Source organism: Meiothermus hypogaeus, assembly GCF_003574035.1.
Lineage (GTDB): Bacteria > Deinococcota > Deinococci > Deinococcales > Thermaceae > Meiothermus > Meiothermus hypogaeus.
Map to the genome: position 1 here is coordinate 24,500 of NZ_QWKY01000003.1, position 20,068 is coordinate 44,567.

The 20,068-nt window shown below is 60.2% G+C and carries 21 protein-coding genes; 3 read left to right on the forward strand and 18 right to left on the reverse strand.

Going from position 1 to position 20,068, the window contains the following annotated elements:
- Positions 1-2: 2 nt before the first annotated feature.
- The 11 genes from nuoK to Mhypo_RS01275 all read right to left on the reverse strand — a co-directional run bounded on the left by nuoK (position 3) and on the right by Mhypo_RS01275 (position 10,058).
- On the reverse strand, positions 3-293 hold the full coding sequence (gene nuoK, locus Mhypo_RS01225; protein ID WP_119339542.1) for an NADH-quinone oxidoreductase subunit NuoK: 291 nt from the start codon (positions 291-293) through the stop codon (positions 3-5).
- Entirely contained in the window at positions 290-889 is a 600-nt protein-coding gene (locus Mhypo_RS01230) for an NADH-quinone oxidoreductase subunit J family protein (RefSeq protein WP_119339543.1), read from the reverse strand. The genes nuoK and Mhypo_RS01230 overlap by 4 nt, the downstream gene beginning before the upstream one ends.
- Before the next feature lie 164 nt (positions 890-1,053).
- The gene (nuoI, locus tag Mhypo_RS01235; RefSeq protein WP_240637064.1) at positions 1,054-1,590 is read right to left on the reverse strand and encodes an NADH-quinone oxidoreductase subunit NuoI; all 537 of its coding nucleotides are present in this window, start codon (positions 1,588-1,590) and stop codon (positions 1,054-1,056) included.
- Between the two features lie 16 nt (positions 1,591-1,606).
- Positions 1,607-2,719, reverse strand: a complete 1,113-nt coding sequence (gene nuoH / locus Mhypo_RS01240; RefSeq protein WP_119339597.1) for an NADH-quinone oxidoreductase subunit NuoH — start codon at positions 2,717-2,719, stop codon at positions 1,607-1,609.
- Between the two features lie 161 nt (positions 2,720-2,880).
- Positions 2,881-5,247, reverse strand: coding sequence for a molybdopterin-dependent oxidoreductase (locus tag Mhypo_RS01245; protein ID WP_119339598.1), 2,367 nt, complete (start codon positions 5,245-5,247; stop codon positions 2,881-2,883).
- Positions 5,248-5,255: 8 nt separating this feature from the next.
- Positions 5,256-6,572: an NADH-quinone oxidoreductase subunit NuoF gene (nuoF, locus tag Mhypo_RS01250; protein ID WP_119339545.1), complete on the reverse strand. Its 1,317-nt coding sequence runs from the start codon at positions 6,570-6,572 to the stop codon at positions 5,256-5,258.
- On the reverse strand, positions 6,569-7,132 hold the full coding sequence (gene nuoE / locus Mhypo_RS01255; RefSeq protein WP_119339546.1) for an NADH-quinone oxidoreductase subunit NuoE: 564 nt from the start codon (positions 7,130-7,132) through the stop codon (positions 6,569-6,571). Before nuoE ends, nuoF begins: the two co-directional genes overlap by 4 nt.
- A 66-nt stretch (positions 7,133-7,198) precedes the next feature.
- Positions 7,199-8,446: an NADH dehydrogenase (quinone) subunit D gene (gene nuoD / locus Mhypo_RS01260; protein ID WP_371862129.1), complete on the reverse strand. Its 1,248-nt coding sequence runs from the start codon at positions 8,444-8,446 to the stop codon at positions 7,199-7,201.
- Positions 8,446-9,069 carry an NADH-quinone oxidoreductase subunit C gene (locus Mhypo_RS01265; protein WP_119339547.1) on the reverse strand — a complete coding sequence of 208 codons (624 nt, stop codon included), beginning with the start codon at positions 9,067-9,069 and terminating at the stop codon, positions 8,446-8,448. The genes nuoD and Mhypo_RS01265 overlap by 1 nt, the downstream gene beginning before the upstream one ends.
- A 16-nt stretch (positions 9,070-9,085) precedes the next feature.
- Positions 9,086-9,625 carry a NuoB/complex I 20 kDa subunit family protein gene (locus Mhypo_RS01270; RefSeq protein ID WP_119339548.1) on the reverse strand — a complete coding sequence of 180 codons (540 nt, stop codon included), beginning with the start codon at positions 9,623-9,625 and terminating at the stop codon, positions 9,086-9,088.
- 73 nt (positions 9,626-9,698) lie between these two features.
- Positions 9,699-10,058: an NADH-quinone oxidoreductase subunit A gene (locus Mhypo_RS01275; RefSeq protein ID WP_119339549.1), complete on the reverse strand. Its 360-nt coding sequence runs from the start codon at positions 10,056-10,058 to the stop codon at positions 9,699-9,701.
- A gap of 573 nt (positions 10,059-10,631) precedes the next feature.
- Here Mhypo_RS01275 and Mhypo_RS01280 point away from each other — a divergent pair.
- The 3 genes from Mhypo_RS01280 (at position 10,632) to Mhypo_RS01290 (ending at position 13,226) form a co-directional block, all read left to right on the forward strand.
- Entirely contained in the window at positions 10,632-10,958 is a 327-nt protein-coding gene (locus Mhypo_RS01280) for a TFIIB-type zinc ribbon-containing protein (protein WP_119339550.1), read from the forward strand.
- A gap of 140 nt (positions 10,959-11,098) precedes the next feature.
- A complete protein-coding gene (locus Mhypo_RS01285) occupies positions 11,099-12,238 on the forward strand; it encodes a phenylacetate--CoA ligase family protein (RefSeq protein WP_119339551.1) in 1,140 nt (379 codons plus the stop codon).
- Between the two features lie 616 nt (positions 12,239-12,854).
- On the forward strand, positions 12,855-13,226 hold the full coding sequence (locus tag Mhypo_RS01290; RefSeq protein WP_119339552.1) for a hypothetical protein: 372 nt from the start codon (positions 12,855-12,857) through the stop codon (positions 13,224-13,226).
- Between the two features lie 7 nt (positions 13,227-13,233).
- Here the strand turns inward: Mhypo_RS01290 and Mhypo_RS01295 are convergent, their stop codons facing one another.
- The 7 genes from Mhypo_RS01295 to Mhypo_RS01325 form a co-directional block, all read right to left on the reverse strand.
- Positions 13,234-13,941 (reverse strand): PucR family transcriptional regulator, encoded by a 708-nt coding sequence (locus Mhypo_RS01295; RefSeq protein WP_119339553.1) that lies wholly within the window; start codon positions 13,939-13,941, stop codon positions 13,234-13,236.
- Positions 13,938-15,176: a Zn-dependent hydrolase gene (locus Mhypo_RS01300; RefSeq protein ID WP_119339554.1), complete on the reverse strand. Its 1,239-nt coding sequence runs from the start codon at positions 15,174-15,176 to the stop codon at positions 13,938-13,940. The genes Mhypo_RS01295 and Mhypo_RS01300 overlap by 4 nt, the downstream gene beginning before the upstream one ends.
- A gap of 210 nt (positions 15,177-15,386) precedes the next feature.
- On the reverse strand, positions 15,387-16,472 hold the full coding sequence (locus Mhypo_RS01305) for an ABC transporter substrate-binding protein (RefSeq protein WP_119339555.1): 1,086 nt from the start codon (positions 16,470-16,472) through the stop codon (positions 15,387-15,389).
- Positions 16,473-16,695: 223 nt separating this feature from the next.
- The gene (locus Mhypo_RS01310) at positions 16,696-17,667 is read right to left on the reverse strand and encodes an ABC transporter permease (protein WP_119339556.1); all 972 of its coding nucleotides are present in this window, start codon (positions 17,665-17,667) and stop codon (positions 16,696-16,698) included.
- A 3-nt stretch (positions 17,668-17,670) separates the two neighbouring features.
- Positions 17,671-18,588 (reverse strand): ABC transporter permease, encoded by a 918-nt coding sequence (locus Mhypo_RS01315; protein ID WP_240637065.1) that lies wholly within the window; start codon positions 18,586-18,588, stop codon positions 17,671-17,673.
- Positions 18,585-19,412: an ABC transporter ATP-binding protein gene (locus tag Mhypo_RS01320; RefSeq protein ID WP_119339557.1), complete on the reverse strand. Its 828-nt coding sequence runs from the start codon at positions 19,410-19,412 to the stop codon at positions 18,585-18,587. Before Mhypo_RS01320 ends, Mhypo_RS01315 begins: the two co-directional genes overlap by 4 nt.
- An 8-nt stretch (positions 19,413-19,420) precedes the next feature.
- A complete protein-coding gene (locus tag Mhypo_RS01325; protein ID WP_119339558.1) occupies positions 19,421-20,065 on the reverse strand; it encodes a LysE family translocator in 645 nt (214 codons plus the stop codon).
- Positions 20,066-20,068: the final 3 nt, after the last annotated feature.

Below are 20,068 nucleotides of genomic sequence, written 5' to 3' on the forward strand. Positions count from 1 at the left end.
TTTTACCCCCTCAGTTGCCGCAGCTCGTCCACGCTGGTGGTCTCGCGGCGACGGAAGATGGCCACAATAAGGCCCAACCCCACCGCAACCTCCGCAGCAGCGATGGCAATGATGAATAGCACCACCACCTGCGCATCCAGACTGCCCGAGAGCCTGGAAAAACTGATCAGCGAGAGCGCTGCCGCGTTTAGCATCAGTTCGATAGAAAGAAACATCAGGATAGCGGTGCGCCGGGTCAGCGCGCCATAAGCCCCAATCGAAAACAACAAAGCGGAAGCTATTAGCCAGATCATCGCTTCACCACCGCCTTACCGTCTTTTTGCTCAGTCATTGGGGGGGTGGGCTTTTGATCCTGGCGCGGGTGGGCCGGGTGGCTGGTGGCCGAAATAATTCGCTCCGGCTCAATCAGCACCACCGCCGCTACCGTGGCCACCAGCAACAAAAAGCCCACCACCAGAAGGGCATACAGCCATTTCTCAGGGTCGTAGAGCAGGGGCCCCAGGGCCTGGGGCAGGCCACCTCCCAGGGCCGGCGCATTGGCGGGCGGCTGGAAGCGGGTCAGGGCATAGACCAGGACAGCGGCCAGACCCGCCGCGCCCAGCCCGGCCACCCACGGAAGCCGTGGCAGCAGATCCTGGCCCACATTGGCGCTGGCCGCCGAGAGCAGCATGATGACAAACAAAAAAAGCACCACGATGGCCCCGGCATAGACGATAATCTGGATCATGGCCACAAAACGGGCCTCCAGCGCCACATAGACGCCCGCCACCACCAGGAAATTGGCAATTAGCGCCAGGGCTGCGTGAACGGCATTCTGTAGCCGCACCACCGCCAGGCCGGTACCGACCAGCAGCAGCAGCGCAAGAATTTCCCAAAATCCGACACTCATTGTTTCCTCCAGGGAGCTTGGGGGTTTGGGCTCGAGCCCACACGGTCTCGCATAATCCGAGAGATTCTACTCAGAACAAAGCGAATTGGGGAACACCCATCTCTCCTACCCCGCAAGCCCGGCATTCCGGCACCTACTTTCCCGCAAGCCCCGCTTTCCGACACCTACTTTTCGGGTGGCTTCACGCCCTCGAGCTCAGGCCGCACGTAGGGCACGCGGTAACCCCTCTTGACCGGCTTGCCGGTGTAGGCTGCCTCGCGGCGCTGGGGCTTGGTGCCCTCCACCTCAACCAGCATGTCCTCCTTGCCGTAAACAAAGTCGGAGTAGCGGTAATCGGCCATTTCGAAGTCGTAGCCCATGACCACTGCACCGGTCGGACAGGCCTCTTCACACAGGCCGCAGAATATACAGCGCAGCATGTTGATCTCGTAGACCTTGGCATAACGCTCCCCCGCGCTCACCGGGTTGTGGGGGTCGTTTTCGGCCGCCTCGACATAAATGGCGTAAGCCGGACAGGCCGCTGCACACAGCGAGCAGCCGATACATTTCTCCAGACCGTTGGGATGCCGGGTCAGGACATGCCGCCCATGGAAACGGGGCTTCAGGGGCACCGGGGCATCCGGATAGGGTATGGTGACGGGTTTGGAAAACAGCGCCTTTAGCGTGATGCCCATGCTTTGTGCGAGTGCAGCAATGCTCACAGCTTTACTCCTTTCGTTAGTCGCCCGCACCCATACGCGGCAGGCCTCTGGGCTTGGGTTGGGCTGTCAGAACCACATAGGCCGAAAAGACCACCAGGCTGAGCAAGGAGAGCCAGCCTAGCACGGCCATGGGCCACTTAAAGGCCACCACCAGCGCGGCCAGCAAAAACCAGGCCAGGGCCAGCGGGAACAGACGCCCCCAGCTAAAGACCATCAGCTGGTCGTAGCGCAGGCGGAATAGGGTGCCCCGCACCCAGATAAAGAAGAACAAAAACAGCGCGATTTTGATAAACATCCAGAGGTAGGGCAGAGCAAAAAGGCCGCCGATAAGCGGGATTTGCTCCATAAAGCCGGGCATCCGCCAACCACCCAGGAAGATGGTCGGAATCAGGGCCGCCGCCGTGATGAGGTGGATGTATTCGGCCATCTGGAACAAGGCCCACTTGATCGAGCTGTACTCAGTGTTGTAGCCCCCCACCAGCTCCTGTTCGGCCTCGGGCAGGTCGAAGGGGGTTCGGGCCGCCTCAGCCATGCTGGTCAGCAGGAAGATGGCAAAAGCCGGTAGCATGTACAGAATCAGCCAGCCGTTCTGGTGCTGCCATTCGACAATCTCGCGCAGGTTCAGGGAACCCACCAGCAAGACGGGGGCCAGGAGGCTAATGCCCAGGGCCAGCTCGTACGAGATGAGGGAAGCCGAGGAGCGCAGGGAGCCCAACAAGGAATACTTTGAGTTGGAAGCCCAGCCTGCCAAAAAGATACCGTAGATGGCAATCTCCGAGACCGCAAATACGTAAAGCAAACCTACGTCCAGGTTGATCACCCAGGGATCGTAGCCAAAGAAGGCGTCCTTGGGGCCAAAGGGAATCAGGCCAAAGGTGAGCACCGCAAAGGTGACGGAGATCATGGGGGCCAGCACAAAGACCACCTTGTCGGCCCTCGAGACCACCAGGTCTTCTTTGAAAATGGACTTGATGGCGTCGGCCAGGGGTTGCAGCAAGCCGTCCGGCCCCACCCGGTTGGGCCCCTGGCGAATCTGAATGCGGGCCAGCAGGCGCCGCTCGATCAGGGTCATGTAGGCAAAGGCCGTCAACAAGCCGAAAATAACCAGAAAGGCCTTGATGCCCACCATCCAAAGAGGGTCGGTGAGGTCGGGGTTGGCGTTCGGTGTGGCCTCTGCGCTAAGGGCGAATCCCGCAAGCAGCGGGCCATAAGCGGCGAGTTTTTGCAAGGAGGAACGCAGGTTCCATTGCACCCTGTGCTCTACCCCCTGCCCCCTGCTGCGAAGCGGCTTCATGCTTCACCTCCCACCAAAATTTTGGCTTCCACCCGGCGGCCTGCCCAGGCACCCAGGGCCGGCACGTACATTACGCCATCGGGCAGCCCGGCCACGGTCTTGACCTCGAGGCGCTCGACCCCTTCGGGCAGGGCCAGCTCCACCAGATAGCCGTCGGCCAGGCCCTGGGAGCGGGCCGTGGCGGGGCTCATCTCTAGCTTGATCTCTACCACCCTGGCTACCGCCCCCACGCGCTGTTCCCGGCGCCACATGGTGGGGCGCAGGTACAAGGTGCCGGTGGTGGCATCGGCCTCGGTCGCGGTCCAACCTGTGCTCTTGGGCAGCCAGCGCTCCAGCGCAGCCGGCAGTTTGTGTTTTTCGACCAGGAGTCGGGTGGCCTGGCGCACCAGCCGCACCGGGGTCTTGACCCCCAGGGCCTCGGCCAGCAGGCCTAAAGCCGCCACTGCACCGTCGGCCTCCCCGTTGTTGATGCCGGCGGGCTCCAGGGGCAGTACCCGGCCCTCGAGGTTCAGGGTGTGCCCCCGCTTTTCGTAGGCGGTCTGGTTGGGCAGCACCACATCGGCGTACTTCTCGGCCAGGGGGTGCCGGTGGGTCAGGTGCAGGATGCGGAAGGCAGCCGCCTTGAGCTGGGCCTCGGTGGGCAGGTAGGCGTAGTAGACCGCCCTGGGCCCCGCCTCGGTCCAGCCCGCACCCCCTTTGCCCGGGAACAGCCCCAGCGCTTCCAGCCCCCGGGCGTTAGCGGCCGGCGTCATGCACATCACCCGGGCGCCGCTGCGCTCGGCAAGCTGCCTGGCTTTTATGGCTGCCTCGGGCTGGTTGAGCACCCCCGCGCCCAACACCAACACCACCCGCTGGCTGGCCGCCAGGCGCGCCTTGACCCAGGCCAGCGGTTCCCCTAAACCGGCCGGGGCTTCGGCTTCGCCCAGCAGGGCCGCCAGCAAGGCCGCCTCGGCCCCCGGCGCATGCACCGCGCTGGCCCCGGCCCACCGGGCGGTGGGGGTGGGATAGGCGCTAAAGAGGGCCAGTTTGTGGTTCAGGCGGGGCATCCGCTCCTTGATGTTGAGGTCGGCAAAGGGTGTACCGTGGTTAAGTTTGGCGGCAGGCTTGAGGCCCCGGATGTACTCTGAAAGCCGCAGGTGCAGGGTGGGTGCCTCTTCGGTGGGCTCGCCCAGCACCAGCACAAACTCGGCGTCCAGTAGCTCCTCGAAGCTCGCGGGTGCAAACCCCGTGGTGGGATAGGCGGTGCGCCCCTGGAAGTCGCGGTGCGCCGTGCCCAGCGCTGCAGTGAGCTCGAGGGCTGCCAGGCCTTCCTCGAGGGTGCTGTTCCCCGCCAGGTAAACACCCACATCGGCCGGGGCAACACCGTCCAGGCCCTGTCGGATGGCCTTCAGGGCCTCATCCCAGGTGGCCTCTACCAGCTTCCCGTCCCTGCGCACCAGGGGCGTACACACCCGGTTCTCGTTGACCCATTGATGCCCGAAGCGAGCCGCATCCGAGATCCAGACCTCGTTCACCTCGCGGCGCTCGGCGGCCCGAATGCGCTCGAGGAGACCACTACGGGCATCCACCGTGATGGCCGCTCCGCAGGCATCGTCCATCGAGGTGGTCTCGGTGGAGTCGTACTCCCAGTTGCGGGCCCTAAAACGCGCGGTCTGGTCGAGCAAGGCCCCCACCGGGCAGATGTCCACGATATTGCCGGTAAAGTTGGAGGGCAGCCCGTCGTCCTCGCTGTTGATGAAGGTGTGCACCCCCCGCTCGATGAAGTCAAGTACTTCATCGCCCGGAATCTCCTCGAAGTAGCGCACGCAGCGCTTGCAGTGGATGCAGCGCTCGCGGTCGAGCACAATGAAAGGTGAAAGGGTATGGTGCTTGTCCACATGCCGCCGGGTCATCTCGAACCGGGTGTACAGGGGCAGTTCCATGGGGTCGGGCTGGTAGAACTTTTCCACCAGACCGTACTCGTAGCTGCGGTCTTGTAGCTCGCAGGCCCCACCCTTGTCGCAGGTGGGGCAGTCGAGCGGGTGGTTGAAGAGCGTGAGTTCGACCATCCCCGACTGGGCGTGTTTGACCTCGTCGGAAAGGGTATCTATCACCATGCCATCGCTCACCGCGGTGATGCAGGCCGCAGAGAGCTTAGGCATCCAGAAAATCTTGGGCTGACCATTTTCCAAAATGAACTGTCCATCCGGCCCCTTGCGCGGGCTACCGGTCTTGACCAGACACATCCGGCAGGCCCCGATAGGCGAAAGGTGCTTTTCGGCACAAAAAAGGGGCACATCGTAGCCCGCATGGAAGATGGCGTCCATGACCGAGGTGCCGCCGGGCACCTCGACGGTTCTATCGTTGACGGTTACTCTCACCATGCGATCCATCACCCCCAGCGGCTTCCAAAGCGTTCGACGGGCTTGCCGTTTTCAACCGCATCCACAAACTGGTGGCGGAAGTGTTTGAGGCTGCCCCGCACCGGCCAGCAAGCCGCATCGGCCAGCGCACAGAAACTGCGGCCCTCAATCTGATCGAGCAGGCTTTCCAGCAGCTCAACATCGCCCTTCTGACCCTGTCCCGTTCCAATCTTCTCGAAGAGGCCAACCATCCAGCCCGAGACCCCCTCGCGGCAGGGGGTGCACTTACCGCAGGATTCGTGCCCGTAAAAACGGGTCACGTTCCACATGGCGTCCACCATACTCATGCTGGCCGGAATGCCGATCACCCCCCCAGTGCCCAGGAGCGAGCCCTTGGCACTGATGGACTCGTAGTCCATGGGGGTATCCAGGATTTCGTCGGTCCAGGGTAGTGGCGGACAGGACGAACCCCCCGGGATGATGGCCTGGATGGGCTCGGTGGGGCCGCCAGCCCAGTCGAAAAGCAGCTCGCGGAAGGTGGTGCCCAGGGGCAATTCGTACACACCGGGGCGCTTAAAGGGGCCGCTCACCTGAAAGAGCTTATGGCCTTTGGATTTTTCTGTGCCCATGCTGGCAAACCAGTCGGCCCCGCGCAGGGTGATGTGCACCACCGAGCAAAGCGACTCAACGTTGTTGATAGTGGTAGGCATTCCCCACAGGCCCGCCTGGGCCGGGAAGGGGGGCTTCATGCGGGGGTTGGCCCGCAGGCCCTCGAGGGAGTTCATCAGGGCGGTCTCCTCGCCGCAGATGTAGGCCCCGGCCCCCCGGTGCACATAGAGGTCAAAGCTGAAGCCGGTGCCCATAATGTTCTGGCCCAGATAGCCTGCTGCATAGGCTTCCTGAATGGCCGACGTCAGCCGGTCATAGGCCCGGCGGTACTCACCCCTGATGTAGATGTAGCCCTTGCTGGCCTGGATGCCCACGCCCGCAATGAGCATGCCCTCGATGAGCTGGTGGGGGTCGTCCTCCATCAGGTAGCGGTCTTTGAAGGAACCCGGCTCCGACTCATCAGCGTTGCAGACGATGTAATGCTGCTTGCCGGTGTTTTTGGGCATGAAGCTCCACTTGAGCCCGGTGGGGAAACCCGCGCCCCCGCGCCCGCGCAGCCCGGACTTCTTGACCTCCTCGATCACCCAGTCCTGGCCTTGCTGGATGGCCTTGCGGATGGCCTGGTAACCCCCATGGTCCAGGTAATAGCCCAGGGTCCAGGCGTTTGGCTGACCCACATGCTTATACAAGGTCTTTTCGAAGCGGGGATCTTTCCCACTCACGATGGGCCCGCTCATACGCCCACCTCCTCCCCGCGCACATGTACCTCGTGCCCCACCTTACCCGGCAGCACGATTTCCTCCAGGCGCTTGCCTTCTCGCAAACCCTGCAAAAGCGCATGCAGACGGGCTTTGGTCACGCATTCGACATAGGGTTCGTCGTTGACCTGCACCACCGGTGCGGTGTGGCAGGAGCCCAGGCATTCCACCTTCTGGATGCTAAAAAGGCCGTCTGGGGTTACATCTCCCCGCAAGATACCAAGCTCCTGCACCAGCTCATCCCAGAGTTCGTCGGCCCCGCCAATAGCGCAGCTCAGGGTAGCGCATACCTGAAGGTGGTACTTGCCGGTAGGCAAGGCCTGGTAGTAGCTGTAAAAACTCATCACACCCGCTACCTCGGTCGCGGTGGTACCCAGGATCTGGGCTATTTCCTCCTGGCGTTCAGGCGAAATCCAGCCTTCATCCTGCTGAACCCGCCGAAGCATGGGCATTAGCGCTGCCCGTCGTCCCTGGGGCGTGTCGGGGTATTGCGCGAACACACCCCGAAGCCAGTCTTGTTTATCGTCGAAAAATCCCATACGCCTCCGCAAACATTCGGATGCCTGGTTTGGGGGGCAAGACCCTCATCACCAGACCTCCCTTAATCATCGATCTACGTCACCCATCACCGGATCCAAAGAAGCAATCACCGCCACCATATCGGCCATCTGCACGCCCTTGCAGGCGTAGGGCAGACTTTGCAGGTTGACAAAGCTGGGCGAACGCACCTTGACCCGGTAAGGCATCGAACCTCCGTCTGAGACGATGTAATAGCCCAGCTCGCCCCTCGCACTCTCGGTCGGCACATAGACCTCACCCAAAGCCGGGTGGAAGCCCTCGGTCACCAGCTTGAAGTGATAGATGACAGCCTCCATCGAGGTTTCCAGCAGATGGCGGGGTGGCAAGGAAATTTGCGGGTTGGGGTCACGGATGGGGCCGGGGCCCATGGCCTCGAGCCGCTCGACAGCCTGCCGGATGATCTTGACCGACTCGCGCATCTCGAGGATGCGAATTACCATGCGGTCGAAAATATCGCCGCCGGTCAGTACCGGTACGTCAAAGTTGTAGGTTTCGTAGCCCGCGTAGGGATAGGCTTTGCGCACATCGTAGTTCACCCCAGAAGCCCTTAGGCTTCCCCCGGTAAGGGAAAGGTTGATGGCCGCGTCGGTCGGAATAACCGAGACCCCCCGGGCCCGCTCGTAGAAGATGGGGCTTTCCCTGAACAGCGCTTCGTACTCGTCGATACGGGCTGGCATCTGGGCAATAAACTTCTTGACCTCCCCCAAAAACTCCGGCGGCAGGTCTTCCTTGAGGCCCCCTATGCGGATGTAGTTGTGGTGGAAGCGCTGGCCCGAAACCCACTCGAAAAGGTCGAGCACTGCCTCCCGCTCGCGGAATGCATAGAAGAAGGGCGTCAGTGCACCAAAGTCCAGCAGGCCGGTACCCAGGAAAACCAGGTGCGAGGCAATACGAGAGAGTTCGTTGAGGAGAATGCGAATGGCCTGGGCTCGAGGAGGCACCTCCGCTCCGACCAGCTTTTCCACGCTCAGGGCATAGGCCAGGTCGTGGCTAAAGCTGTGCAGGTAGTCCATGCGCGGGGTGTAGGTGATGCACTGGGTGTAGGTGCGGTTCTCCATGTTCTTTTCGAAGCCGGTATGGAGATAGCCGATGTGTGGGGTCAGGCGCAGAATCTGCTCCCCCGAAAGGTCCACCACCACCCTGAGCACCCCGTGGGTAGAGGGGTGCTGGGGCCCCACGTTCAGGGTCATGACCTCGGACTTGAGTTCAGGTGCATCGGCAATATCGTAGGCTTCAACCGAGGGGCTGTGCAGCTTTTGCGGGTCGCGCACCATCAGTTGCCTCCTTTAACCACTTTTTGAACCTCGGCCGCAACCTCCTGGACGCCCTTGCGGGTGCCTCCACGCCAGCCGGTCATACCACCCTTGTCGCCCGACAAGCCGGCTCTAAAGGCGTCGGGGTCGATGAAACGTCCCTCCTTGAACAAGGTTGGGGTCTCGCCCAGGGGGAAGTCCTTGCGCAGGGGGTGGCCTTCTAAGTCTTCGGGGGTCAGAATCTTGCGCAAATCCGGGTGGCCCTCAAAGCGTATGCCCAGCAGGTCGTACACTTCGCGCTCGAGGTAGTCGGCGCCCATCCACAGGTCGGTCAGGCTGGGCAAGCTGGGGTTGGCCTCGGGCACATACACCCGAATAAACACCCGGCTGCCGTCGCCCCCTTGGTAGCCGGGCAACGACACCAGTTCGTACACCACGCAAAAACGCTCGGGCTTAGGGCTCGGGTATGTCAGGTAATCAATCCCCACCACATCGGCCAGGTAGTTCCAGCCCTGGTTCTTAAGAGCCGCCAGCAGCGCTTTGAACTCACCCCGGGGCACCACCACCCAGGTATTGCCGTAGGCTTCCTCAATGTCCCAGCCGTTGGCTCGAGCCTGGTCTAGTAGCTGTGTTAGCTTATGCATATCCACCTCGAGGGACCTAGCGCTTCCAGGCCTCTATCTTGGGCAGTTTGCGGCCTTCATCGTCGCGGGCCTTTCCCTGAATTTTTTTCTGGAGCTGCATCACCGCGTAGATCAGGGCCTCGGGCCGGGGTGGACAACCCGGCACATAGACATCAACCGGCACCACGCTGTCCACGTTTTGCACAATGGCGTAGTTGTTGAACATGCCCCCCGAAGAGGCACAGGCCCCCATCGAAATTACCCACTTGGGGTCGGGCATCTGATCGTAGACCCGGCGCATCACCGGGGCCATCTTCTTGGAGAGCCGCCCGGCCACAATCATCACATCAGCCTGGCGCGGGGAAGCCCGAAACACCTCCGAGCCAAAGCGCGAGAGGTCGTTGCGGGCATCGGTCGAGGCCATCATTTCGATGGCGCAGCAAGCCAGCCCGAAGGTTGCGGGCCAAAGGCTGTTCGAGCGCCCCCAGGCGATAAGCTTCTCGAGGGTGGTAAACAGGATGCCCTCGTTCTCGAGCTCCTGCACATCCTTGGTAAACAGATCCGTTAGGGTTGCCATTCTCAAGACCTCCGTCGCAGGTCACAGGTCGCAGGTCTGGAGTTTTTTTGACCTGAGACTTGCGAAAGCGTAGCTAGTGCCACTTCATCACACCCTTGTACCACTCGTAAAGAAAGCCCACGAACAAGAGCACCGTAAAAACCAGCAGGCCCCAGAAGCCCACCACCCCTACGGTGCCTGCGCTCACCGCATAGGGCCACAAAAAGGCCACCTCCACGTCAAAGATGATGAACAACATGGCCACCGCGTAAAAGTGCACCGGGAAGCGCTTGACCTCCCCTGCCGGGTCGTTGCCCGACTCATAGGGCATTAGCTTGAAACGCCCTCCTTTTTTGGGGCCCAGAATGGCTCCTACCACAGTTGCCAGAATGGCAATGCCAACCGCAACAGCCAGGTACACCAGTAAAGCCTGATATTCACTTATGGGTGACATGCGCCTCCTCTTGGGCAGTTTGGCTTGTGCCGGTCTTCACGAGATTATCCAGACCTTTACAGCCCACCGCACTTCCTATCGCCAACATCTTACACTTCTACCTTCACGACGCAAATATCGCTACAGGTTAATCCTATTTTGGAATGCCTACCAACACTGTAGATGATCCTACCGAGAATGTACTGTAGAGAAAGTTCGAGCAAGATGGCTCTAATAGCCATAAAGCAGTCTAGACCCGCTGAAGCGCTTTTCATTAAACTCGAGCCATCCAGGGCTAATACCGCAATGACACTTTACAAAACCAAAAACCCCGGAGTTTGTCTTTTGAATCCTGGGACACCCCCCCTCTTCGGTCGGGTTGATTCGTCACGGTTCGCTGAGAATTCTGGTACAAGAATCCTTGGTCCTGGATAAAACAGCAGCCGCCCGGATGGGCAGCACCTCAAAAGCGCGACAAGTGCGCAGGAAGCGGGTGTTTGTACTGACGAGTCTAGGCGTAAGGGCGGTTTGTGAATAGCACCTTTGCCATGTTTTGTTGCCTGGCTATGTGGCACGCTATTGGTGGAGGATCATATGCCCCTTCTGATTTGCCCTAACTGCGAAACCGGAATGAACGAGATACAGCGAAATGGCGTGCACATAGATGTTTGCCCTAAGTGCCGTGGGGTTTGGCTTGATGGAGGCGAGCTCGAAAAGCTGCTGGGCCAGGTGCGGCAGTACGAGCAAGAGTACGAGGCCGAACTCGAGAGCTACCGCCGACAGTACGCACCGCCGCAGCCCGAGGCTTACGCGCCGCCAACCCGCCAGCCGCGCAACCCCTACGATACCGACGACGACGAATACCACAAGCGAGGCAAAAAGAAAAGCAAACTGGCCAGGCTCTTCGACCTTTTTGATTGAAGGAAATGGTTCGCTTCACTCTTCCAGGCCTGCCCTTCAAGCAGACAGCCTGGCACGGCGCTCCCTGAACCTGGCGGACCCCATGACCATCAGCAGACCGTATAATCGTCGCGGATGTAACTTTAAAAAAAGGAGCAACTATGGATCGAGCCCAACGCCTTCGCACTGTGATTGCTGCAGCACAAAAGCATCCGGTCTATGCTCACAAGCTTGCTGGGGTGGATATCCAGAGTCTGACCCCCGAAACGATATCCAGCCTGCCCCTGACCACCCGTCAGGAGTGGTTGGCCCACATTCAGGCCCACCCCAAACCACCCCAGGGTGCGGCCCTGATGCACCTGACCCCCAGCCCGGCCATTGGCTGGATGCCTGAGTACCTATCCACCGAAGATGTGGAATACCAGGCCGAAGCCCTGGCTTCTCAGATGCGCCGCTTAGGCGTGAGCGGTAAGAAAGCCCTGGTGGCCTTTGGCTACCACATTTTTGCAGGCGGGTGGCTTTTCCACGAGGCCCTCCAACGGGCTGGCGCAATGGTTCTGCCCCACGGCCCCGGTGAGGCCGAGCGCATTGTCCAGCTGCAACAGCAGTATGGCTTCGAGATCCTGGTCTGCAACCCCAGCTTTGCCATGAAGATTGCCCAGGCCGGAGGCCGCTTCGAACTGCTGATGGCAGGCGGCGAGCCGTTCACCTCGGTTCCGGGTTACCGCGAAAAGCTCGAGCAGGCCATTGGGGGTGTAGCTGTAGATGCCTACGGCACCTCTGAGCTGGGGGTGGTGGCGGGGGAAAGCCTGGACAAAGACGGTCTGTGGGAAATACCCGAGATGGCCATCATTGAAATTCTTGACCCCGAAACCCTGGAACCTACCCCGGAGGGCGAAAAGGGCGAAATGGTGGTCACCTCGCTCTCGCGCACCCTTATGCCCATGATCCGCTTCCGTACCGGCGACCTGGCGGTGGTATCTCGAAAAGGTGGCCGGCTGTGCTTGCCCCGGGGGGTGATTGGCCGCACCGACCTGATGGTCAAAGTCAAGGGGGTCAAGCTCTACCCCACCGAACTCGCCCCCTTGCTCATGGCTTTTGGCATCGACCCCAGAGGCGGTGCTCAACTGGTGGTCGAAACCAAGGAGGGCGGAACCGACAAACTAACCTTGCGCATCAAAGCTGAAGCTGTCCCGCCTCAGCTGGGCCCCGCCCTGCAGCAGGCCACCGGTATCCGCCTGGACGATATCCAGGCCGACCCTGCCCTGGAAGGGCCGCCCCTGGTGGATAAACGTTATTGAATCACTTTCTACATAGGCAACAAGCCTTGAGACCATCGGCCCATTGAGCCGATTTCGGAAATATTGCTGTGCACAAGGTGTCTTGCAGGCAACCGTCCTGTATGGGCGGAATCAGGTGTTTATCGCGCTCTTCCAGGACAAAGTATTCTTGGTCCCGGATGGCTCGATTTATACCAGATTCGGTTGATTCGTTACCGAATGGTAATGAATCAACAGGGCCGAAGTTATCCGCGTAGCGGAGGGCGATACCGCCCCTTGGAAGGGAGGCGCTTTCTTCGCCGACCGACAGGAAGGGGTGTGCTCTAGGACCCAAAAAGACAACCTATGATTTTTTTTGGTTTTGTGAACTGTCTTTTTGAATCCGGTATTAGAACGCTCTATGCCAGTTGCATATCAACCCCTTGACTTATCCTCTGTACGGCTTGGCCGGAATCGCGCAACCGTCTGGCTTGTGATGAGGGGGCTCAGGAACGCCTCCCAAAGACAACTATCCAGATAATGTTGGAATTATCGGGCTATACGAGCGAAGTGCTTATGCAAAGTCTGTTACGCCGCGGTCAAAAACTTGGTTTGATTATCACTGGGCCGGGCGCAAAGAAACCCTATACTCCACTCAATGAGCACCTTTCTTGCTCCCCTACTTATAACCCTGGCCCTTAGTGCAGCGGCTTTTTGGGCTCACCGCAGCATGAACCAGATGCACCGCCGCTTGCTCGAGGCCGAGCTAGATGGCCGCAATTACGACGAGTTGAGCGACCACGACCGCTTTTTCCTTAACGAAGTCGTCAACCTCAAGTTTCAGCAGTCTGGCGGCAGCAAGCTGGCTTCTTTTGTGTTGCTTTATGCCTATCCCACACTCTACTTTGGCGAAAAAGTGCTGGGCCGCAACCACTGGAGCGCGGTGGAGGTTTTCAGCGGCTCGTCGATGTTTTATTTCCTGACCCTGGTGCTAGCTGGGTTGCTCATGCAGACCATAGGGCTGGGCTAACCGCCCTTCACCGCTTAAGCAGCTCTAGCGCAATCCACAAGCCCAAGCGCCTTTCGGGGCTTTCGATATCGCCCAGCATGCCCCGGAGTTGTTCAAGCCGGTAGTAGATGCTCTGCCGCCGCACCCCAAGCTTGCGGGCCGTCTCAGCAATATTGAACTGTGAAGCCAGTAGGGCCTCGAGGGTCGCCAAAAGGGTGCTTTTGGGGCGGCTGGGCAGGCGCAGAAGAGCCCCGAGGTGTCGTTCCACAAAGCGTTTATCCCGTCCAGTTTCAATCAAAGCTTCCAGCAAAGATTTGAGCAGCGGCTCTTCCTCGAAGGCCCCTGGATGCAGAATTCGCTCGTGAGCAGCGCGGGTCAGCTCGGCAAAGCGCACCTCGTGGCGAAAAACCAGGATGGGGAATTGTAGCATGCGGGCGGTCTGGAGCATCTCGGGGGGCAACTCCTGTAGCCACTGCACCAGCTCGAGGCAGAGCCCCCCCACCCCTACCTCGGCCAGGGTGCGCACGTAAGCTACGCGGGCCTCGGGCGTGGTGCGGGCCAGCTCGAGGCCTGTCGAAAGTAAAAGCTCACCCCCCGAAAGCAACCGGGCTACATCGAGCACCTCGGCCACATGTACCCAGGTGATGTAGCCGTCAAGCCTTTCCTGCCCCGAAAGCAGCTCAGCCCCAGCGAAGGCGGGCAGCTCCAGGATCTGACGAAGTGTGGGCAGGCTCACTGCTCCAGTATCCAGCGCATGGTCTTGTCGGCCAGACGGTCGAGGGCCTGCACAGACTGCTCGATATGCTCCTCCCGGGTGTCCTCGATTTTGTTGTGGCTGATGCCATGAAGACTCTGCACGAACATCATCACCGTGGGAATGCCTGCGCGGGCTACCTCGGCAGCGTCGTGGAGCGGCCCTGAGGGCATACGGTGTGAGACGCCAGCCACCTCGCGGATGGCCTCATCGCAAAACTCGATGAGCTGCGGGTGGAAGGGGATGGGCTCGATACTCCAGATGTGGCTCCACTCCACGGTGCAGTTTTCTTCTTGGGCAAAACGCTCGCTGGCCTCGCGGGCCTCGCGGTACATCTGGGCCAGCACGCCCGCGTCGAGGTCGCGCTGGTCGAGGGTGCATTCACAGCGCCCAACCACCGCCGTCACGATACCCGGATAGGTCTTGACGCTGCCCATGGTGCAAACCGCGTCGGGATGCTTCATGGCGATGGGGCGGATTTCCAGGGCCAGCTTGGCGGCTGCCGCCAGGGCATCCTTGCGACGGTTCATCGGGGTAGAGCCAGAATGGGCCTCCTGACCGTAAAAGGTAATGGCGTGCCGCTCCACCCCCTTGGTGCCCAGCACCACACCCAGCGGCAAGCCCTTATCCAGGAGCACAGGGCCTTGCTCGATGTGGAGCTCGAGGTAAGCCGCTGCGTTCTTTTGCTCTTGCTGGGCCTCGGGAAAACGGTCAATCTCGACCCCGCAGCGCCTGAGGGCATCTTCCAGTCGGATGCCATCTTTGTCGGTGCGACCCCGGTCGGCCTCGATGGTGTGGTTTCCCGCGAAGGCCGAGGAACCCAGCAGGCTGCGCCCAAAGCGGGCCCCCTCTTCGTCGGCCCAGTCCACCAACCGTACCGTGACCGGGGGTTTGCCGCCATACTCTCTGGCAATCCGGCGCAAGACCTCGAGGCCCGCCAGCACGTTCAAACACCCATCCAGCCAGCCCCCACCCGGCACCGAGTCCAGGTGGCCCCCAATCAAAAGTGCCTTTTCGCTCTGGCCCTGGAGTGTAATCCAGTTGTTGCCTGCTGCGTCGTAGTGCTGTTCGACAGGCAGATCGGCCAGCTTGTTGTTGAACCATTTGCGCGCCTCCAGCCAGGTGTCGGTCCAGGCCACCCGCCAGGCGCCGTTTTCGTCGGCGGTGAGGTCGCGCAGTTCCTTGAGTTCGGCTACGGTTCGCTTGGGGTTTAGCATGGTAACCTCCGTTGGCAAAATTTTGGAGAATAGGCCTATTGCTCAGGGCGCTTTGCAAGCTCCCAAAAGGTCTGGCAGAAAGGTTTGCTTATATTCGTGTCCAAGACAGAAGCCAGGGGGTATGGCTCACATATCGGAAGCCCTGGCCGAAGAAGGGGGCGACCCCTGGGCCGCCCCCTGAGCACAACGGTCTGTACACTACAGTACAGATTATTTCCAGTCTCGAGCCCGTTTACCAGTGGCGGCTTCCCAGGGACCATAGTCCACCGTGGTGGCGGGCGGGTCTTTGGTCAGAATGCCCTGCTCGCGGAGCAAACGCACCGAGGCCTGGTAGTCAGCGGGCACCAGGAAACCAGCCCAACCCTTGGTGGTGGCACCTGCATTGTAGAGCTTGGCGATCTCGGCCATCTGCCAGGTCTGGTGGCCTTTGGCATCGGCGCGGGTGCCCGAGCCCTTGCAGGTGTTGCCGCATACCGGCAGCACGTACTTCTCCACCGTCTCGGCCTGGTTGGCCACGGCCCAGTTCCAGCCCTGGATAGAAGCACGGATCAGGCGAGCGGCCACCTGGCGACCCGTAAGCCCCGAGCCCTTGAAGTTACGCTCGTTGAGTACCCGTTCGGTGGTAAAAATCAGGTCTTCCAGCAGGTTAATCCCCTCATCTGCCAGCTTGAACACATCCACCTTGGTTTCGTCGTAGCCCAGACCGGCAATCTGGTTGACCTCGTTGTAGGTCATGGCAGCAACCAGTTGCACCTTGTCCGGGAATACCAGCGAGGGATCAAATGGATAGCTCACCGCCGTCACATCGGGATTGGTAGCACGGGGGTCGAGGGAGCTGGTCAGTCCGCATTTACGGAAAAGCGCCACCGCCGGATACTCGTTTCCGGAGGGCCAGACCCCCACGCTCTTGCCCTTCATGTCGGTGCAGAGGTTCTTGATGTTGCTGGATTTTAGCGCTACCAGGGTAAAGCCGGAACGCTGGAAAATCTGGGCCAGGTGCACCACCGGGATGCCCCGCTCACGGGCAGTCAGCAGGTCGGCAATCCAGGTTGTGCCAAAGTCGGCAGCCCCGGATTGCACCACCTGGATGGGGGATTGGTCCCCTGCAGGCAACAGGGTCACGTCCAATCCCTGGGCCCGGAAAAAGCCCCGTTCCTTGGCTACAAAGAAACCGGCAAACTGGGCCTGAGGAAACCACTTGAGCTGCAAATTAACCTTGATCAGATTCTGTTGTGCGCTCGCCAGCGATGCCAACACGAAGACTGCCAGTACCCACAAGACCGACCATTTCTTCATCCTTGCCTCCTTTTGTGCCAGAGCGACTTCAAACGGTAGCCTACTGCAACCCACGACCCTCTTGTCAAGCTTTTTCTGCTCACCTCCCCCTGATTGCTGATAGCCAATAGCGGCAAGCTCTTTGCCAGTGGTTTTAGGCTTTTGGCGATCAGCTCCAGAACGACACGTGCCACCCGGTTAACCTCCGCTCGAGACCGAAGGTGCGAGCCTGGCACAGTCCTCGTTAGCGAAACGACACGTGCCACCCGGTTAACCTCCGCTCGAGCCACGCCACCAGGTTGTACCAGGCGATGCCGATCAGCGAAGCTACGATGATTGCCGACCAAACGATATCAAAGCCAAACCGGCCCGCCTCGATCTGGATCCGAAAACCCAGGCCCTGTCCGTTGGCCCCAAAAAACTCACCCACAATGGCCCCAATCATGGCCAGGGTCGTCCCCAGCTTGAGGGCATTGAAGATAAAGGGCAGCGCATTGGGCAGCCGTAGCCAGCGATACTGCTGCACCTCGCTGGCCGCATACGAACGCATCAAATCTAGCGACAGGGGGCTGACCTCGGTAAGTCCGCGGAAGGTATTTACCACCACCGGAAAAAACACCGTAATGGCCACAATCACCGCTTTGGATTGCCAGTCGATGCCCACCATTTTGACCAGTACCGGGGCCAGCGCCACAATGGGAATACTGCTAAAAACTGTGGCGTAGGGTAACAGGCCACGTTCCAGAAACACATATCGGCTCACCAGTAAAGCCGTAATCACACCCAGGCCACAACCAATCAGATACCCGACGAGCGCCTCTAACACCACAGTCTGGAAGGCATCTTGCAGGAGCACATCTCGCACTGCAAAAAAAGTAGAGAGCACCCGGCTGGGGGTCGGGATAAGCCCGGGTGGAACCTGGTAGGCCCGAAGCAAGGCTTCCGCCGTTACCACCACCACAAGCAAGGTGAGGGCTGCCGGGGTAAAGCCTATGACGGGATTGGTGGTGTTCACAAACTGGTTCGCAACCCTGGCAATGCCCAGCGCCGCCAGCAAGAATCCACCCCAAATCAGGAGTTTTTGAGCATCCGAAGCCGGCTCGCTCTGGTTCCACCAGATCGCAATGAACCAAAGAAGCAGGCCAAATCCAAGCACCAACAGCATCCAGTCAAGCAACACCCTGGACAGGGCAGGTTTACTCGGCTGCACCACCATTAACTAACCTCCTTCTTGCTTGGATACCCTTGCTTGCTTGGGCATAGGCGTAGCCGCTACTTTAGCTCGTTGCCAGGGGGTTACCAGTCGTTCCGTCCAGTTCACCAGGGCCACCAGCAAAATACCCAGCACTGCCGAGGAAAGCATGATGACCCACATCGCCACCACATCCGAAGCGCGGGAGTTTTCGGCCAGCATTTTCCCGATGCCCTGAAAACTAATGGTAGAAATTTCAGCCACAATGGCCCCAATCAAAGCCGCCGTCATGGCTACCTTGAAGGCTGTAAAAAGATAGGGAATCGAAGCCGGGAAGCGCAGCATCAGATAGGTCTGCCAGTTGTTGGCGTTGTAGGTTTTCATCAGGTCGAGGCTGAGGGGGTCGGGGCTCTTGAGGCCCTTGGCCACCCCGATGGCGATGGGGAAAAAAGCTATGTAAGCAGCGATGATGGCTTTTGGAATCCAGCCCTGCACGCCATACTGTCCCAGAAGCACCACCAGCATGGGGGCAATGGCAATCACCGGAATAGTTTGGGAGGCCACAATCCAGGGCAGCAGCGAACGCTCAAAAGCCCTTGAGGCCACAATCCCAATGGCGAAAAAGAAGCCCACCAGGGCCGCCAGTAACAAGCCCACAACGGTCTCGAGGGCCGTCACGGCAGCATTGAGGGGAATGGCATTGGGGGAGTTGAGGGGAAACATCAGGTTGCGAAAACCATTCCAGAGCTGCTGCGGCGAGGGCAGCACCGGGCTTCTAAGCTGGGTAGCGCACTCAAAAGCCGTTTTGCATGGGAGCGCCGCCCCCGTGTCCAGCGCCCGCTGGGCCGCCGGAATGTTGGCCAGATACATCAGCGGCCAGTACAGGGCCAGCACAATGAGGGCCACCACCAGCATGGGCCCCAGTTGGGGTGAGATACGGGTCATTCGGTCACCTCGTATCCGTGCCCCTTGCGCAGGGCCTCGCGCACCTCGGTGGCAATCTGGAAGAACTCGGGCAGTTCGCGGGTCTCAAAGGTACGGGGTTGGGGCAGGTTTACCGGAATGACCGTCTCGATCTTGCCAGGACGGGGGGTCATCACCACAATACGGGTCGAGAGGAAGACCGCCTCGGGGATAGAGTGGGTCACAAAGATGATGGTCTTGCCGGTCTCGCGCCACAAGCGCAAAAGCTCCAGGTTCAGGTTCTCGCGGGTAATCTCGTCCAGAGCCCCAAAGGGCTCGTCCATGAACAGGAGTTGTGGGTCGAAGGCCAAAGCCCGGGCAATGGAGACGCGTTGCTGCATCCCCCCCGAGAGTTGCCAGGGGTAGTGCCTGGTAAACTTTTCCAGCCCCACCAGCGCCAGCATCTTCTCGGCTCTGGCTTTGCGCTCCCCAGCCGGAAAGTTCATCACCTCAAGGGGCAGCATGACGTTAGAAAGCACCGTGCGCCACTCCATCAGGGTGGGTGCCTGAAAAACATAGCCGTAGGCCCGGCTCTTGCGAGCCTCCTCCGGGTTTTTCCCACTGATCAGGATGGTTCCCGAGGTGGGCTTGATGAGGTCGGCCAGCAAGCGCAGCAGGGTGGTCTTGCCACAGCCCGAGGGCCCAATCAGGCTGATGAACTCACCCTGGGCAATCTCGAGGTTAGCGTCTTTGAGGGCAACCGTGCCGGTCTGAAAGACCATCGAGACCTGTCGCACCGAAACGATGGGACGGGCCTCCAGGCTGGAGCTGGGTAGGTGGGTGTTCGGGGTGTTGGACTGCATCATGGTCTTCCCTATTGGTGTCTCTGGCCGGTCAGGGCGGCGGTCACGCCCAATCCAATATAGATACCTCCGGTTACCAGCCGCTGCCCCAGGGCAAAGCGGGGCTCCTTGATTTTGCGCCGGAGCCAGCCTCCCAGCGTGCTGGACAATAGCGCATAGCCCCCATCGCTGAAGGTGGCCAGGGTAATAAAAACCAGGCCCAACAGCAAGAACTGCAGCGAGGCCGCCCCCCTGGCAGGGTCTACAAACTGCGGCAGAAAGGCAAAGAAGAAGAGGGCGGTTTTGGGGTTGAGAGCGTTCACCACGAAGCCCTGCACAAAAATGCGCTGCAGGGGCTGCCGGTCCAGAGCGCCGAGCTCCACAGGCTCCCTCGAGAGCCAGGTACGCAGGCCCAGATACACCAGATAGGCAGCACCTGCATACTTAACCAGGTTGAAGGCCAGGGCACTAGAAAGCAAAATGGCCGAAAGGCCCAGCGTGGCCATCAGCACGTGCAGCATACCGCCGCACTGGATGCCCAGCACGCTAGCCACTCCCGCCGCACGGCCCTGCGATGCGCTACGAGTGACGATATATAGCACCGCAGGCCCAGGAATCAGAAGCAGCGCCAGGCTGGCCAGAGCAAACACCAGCAGTTGATCGGGGGGTATCAGCATCCA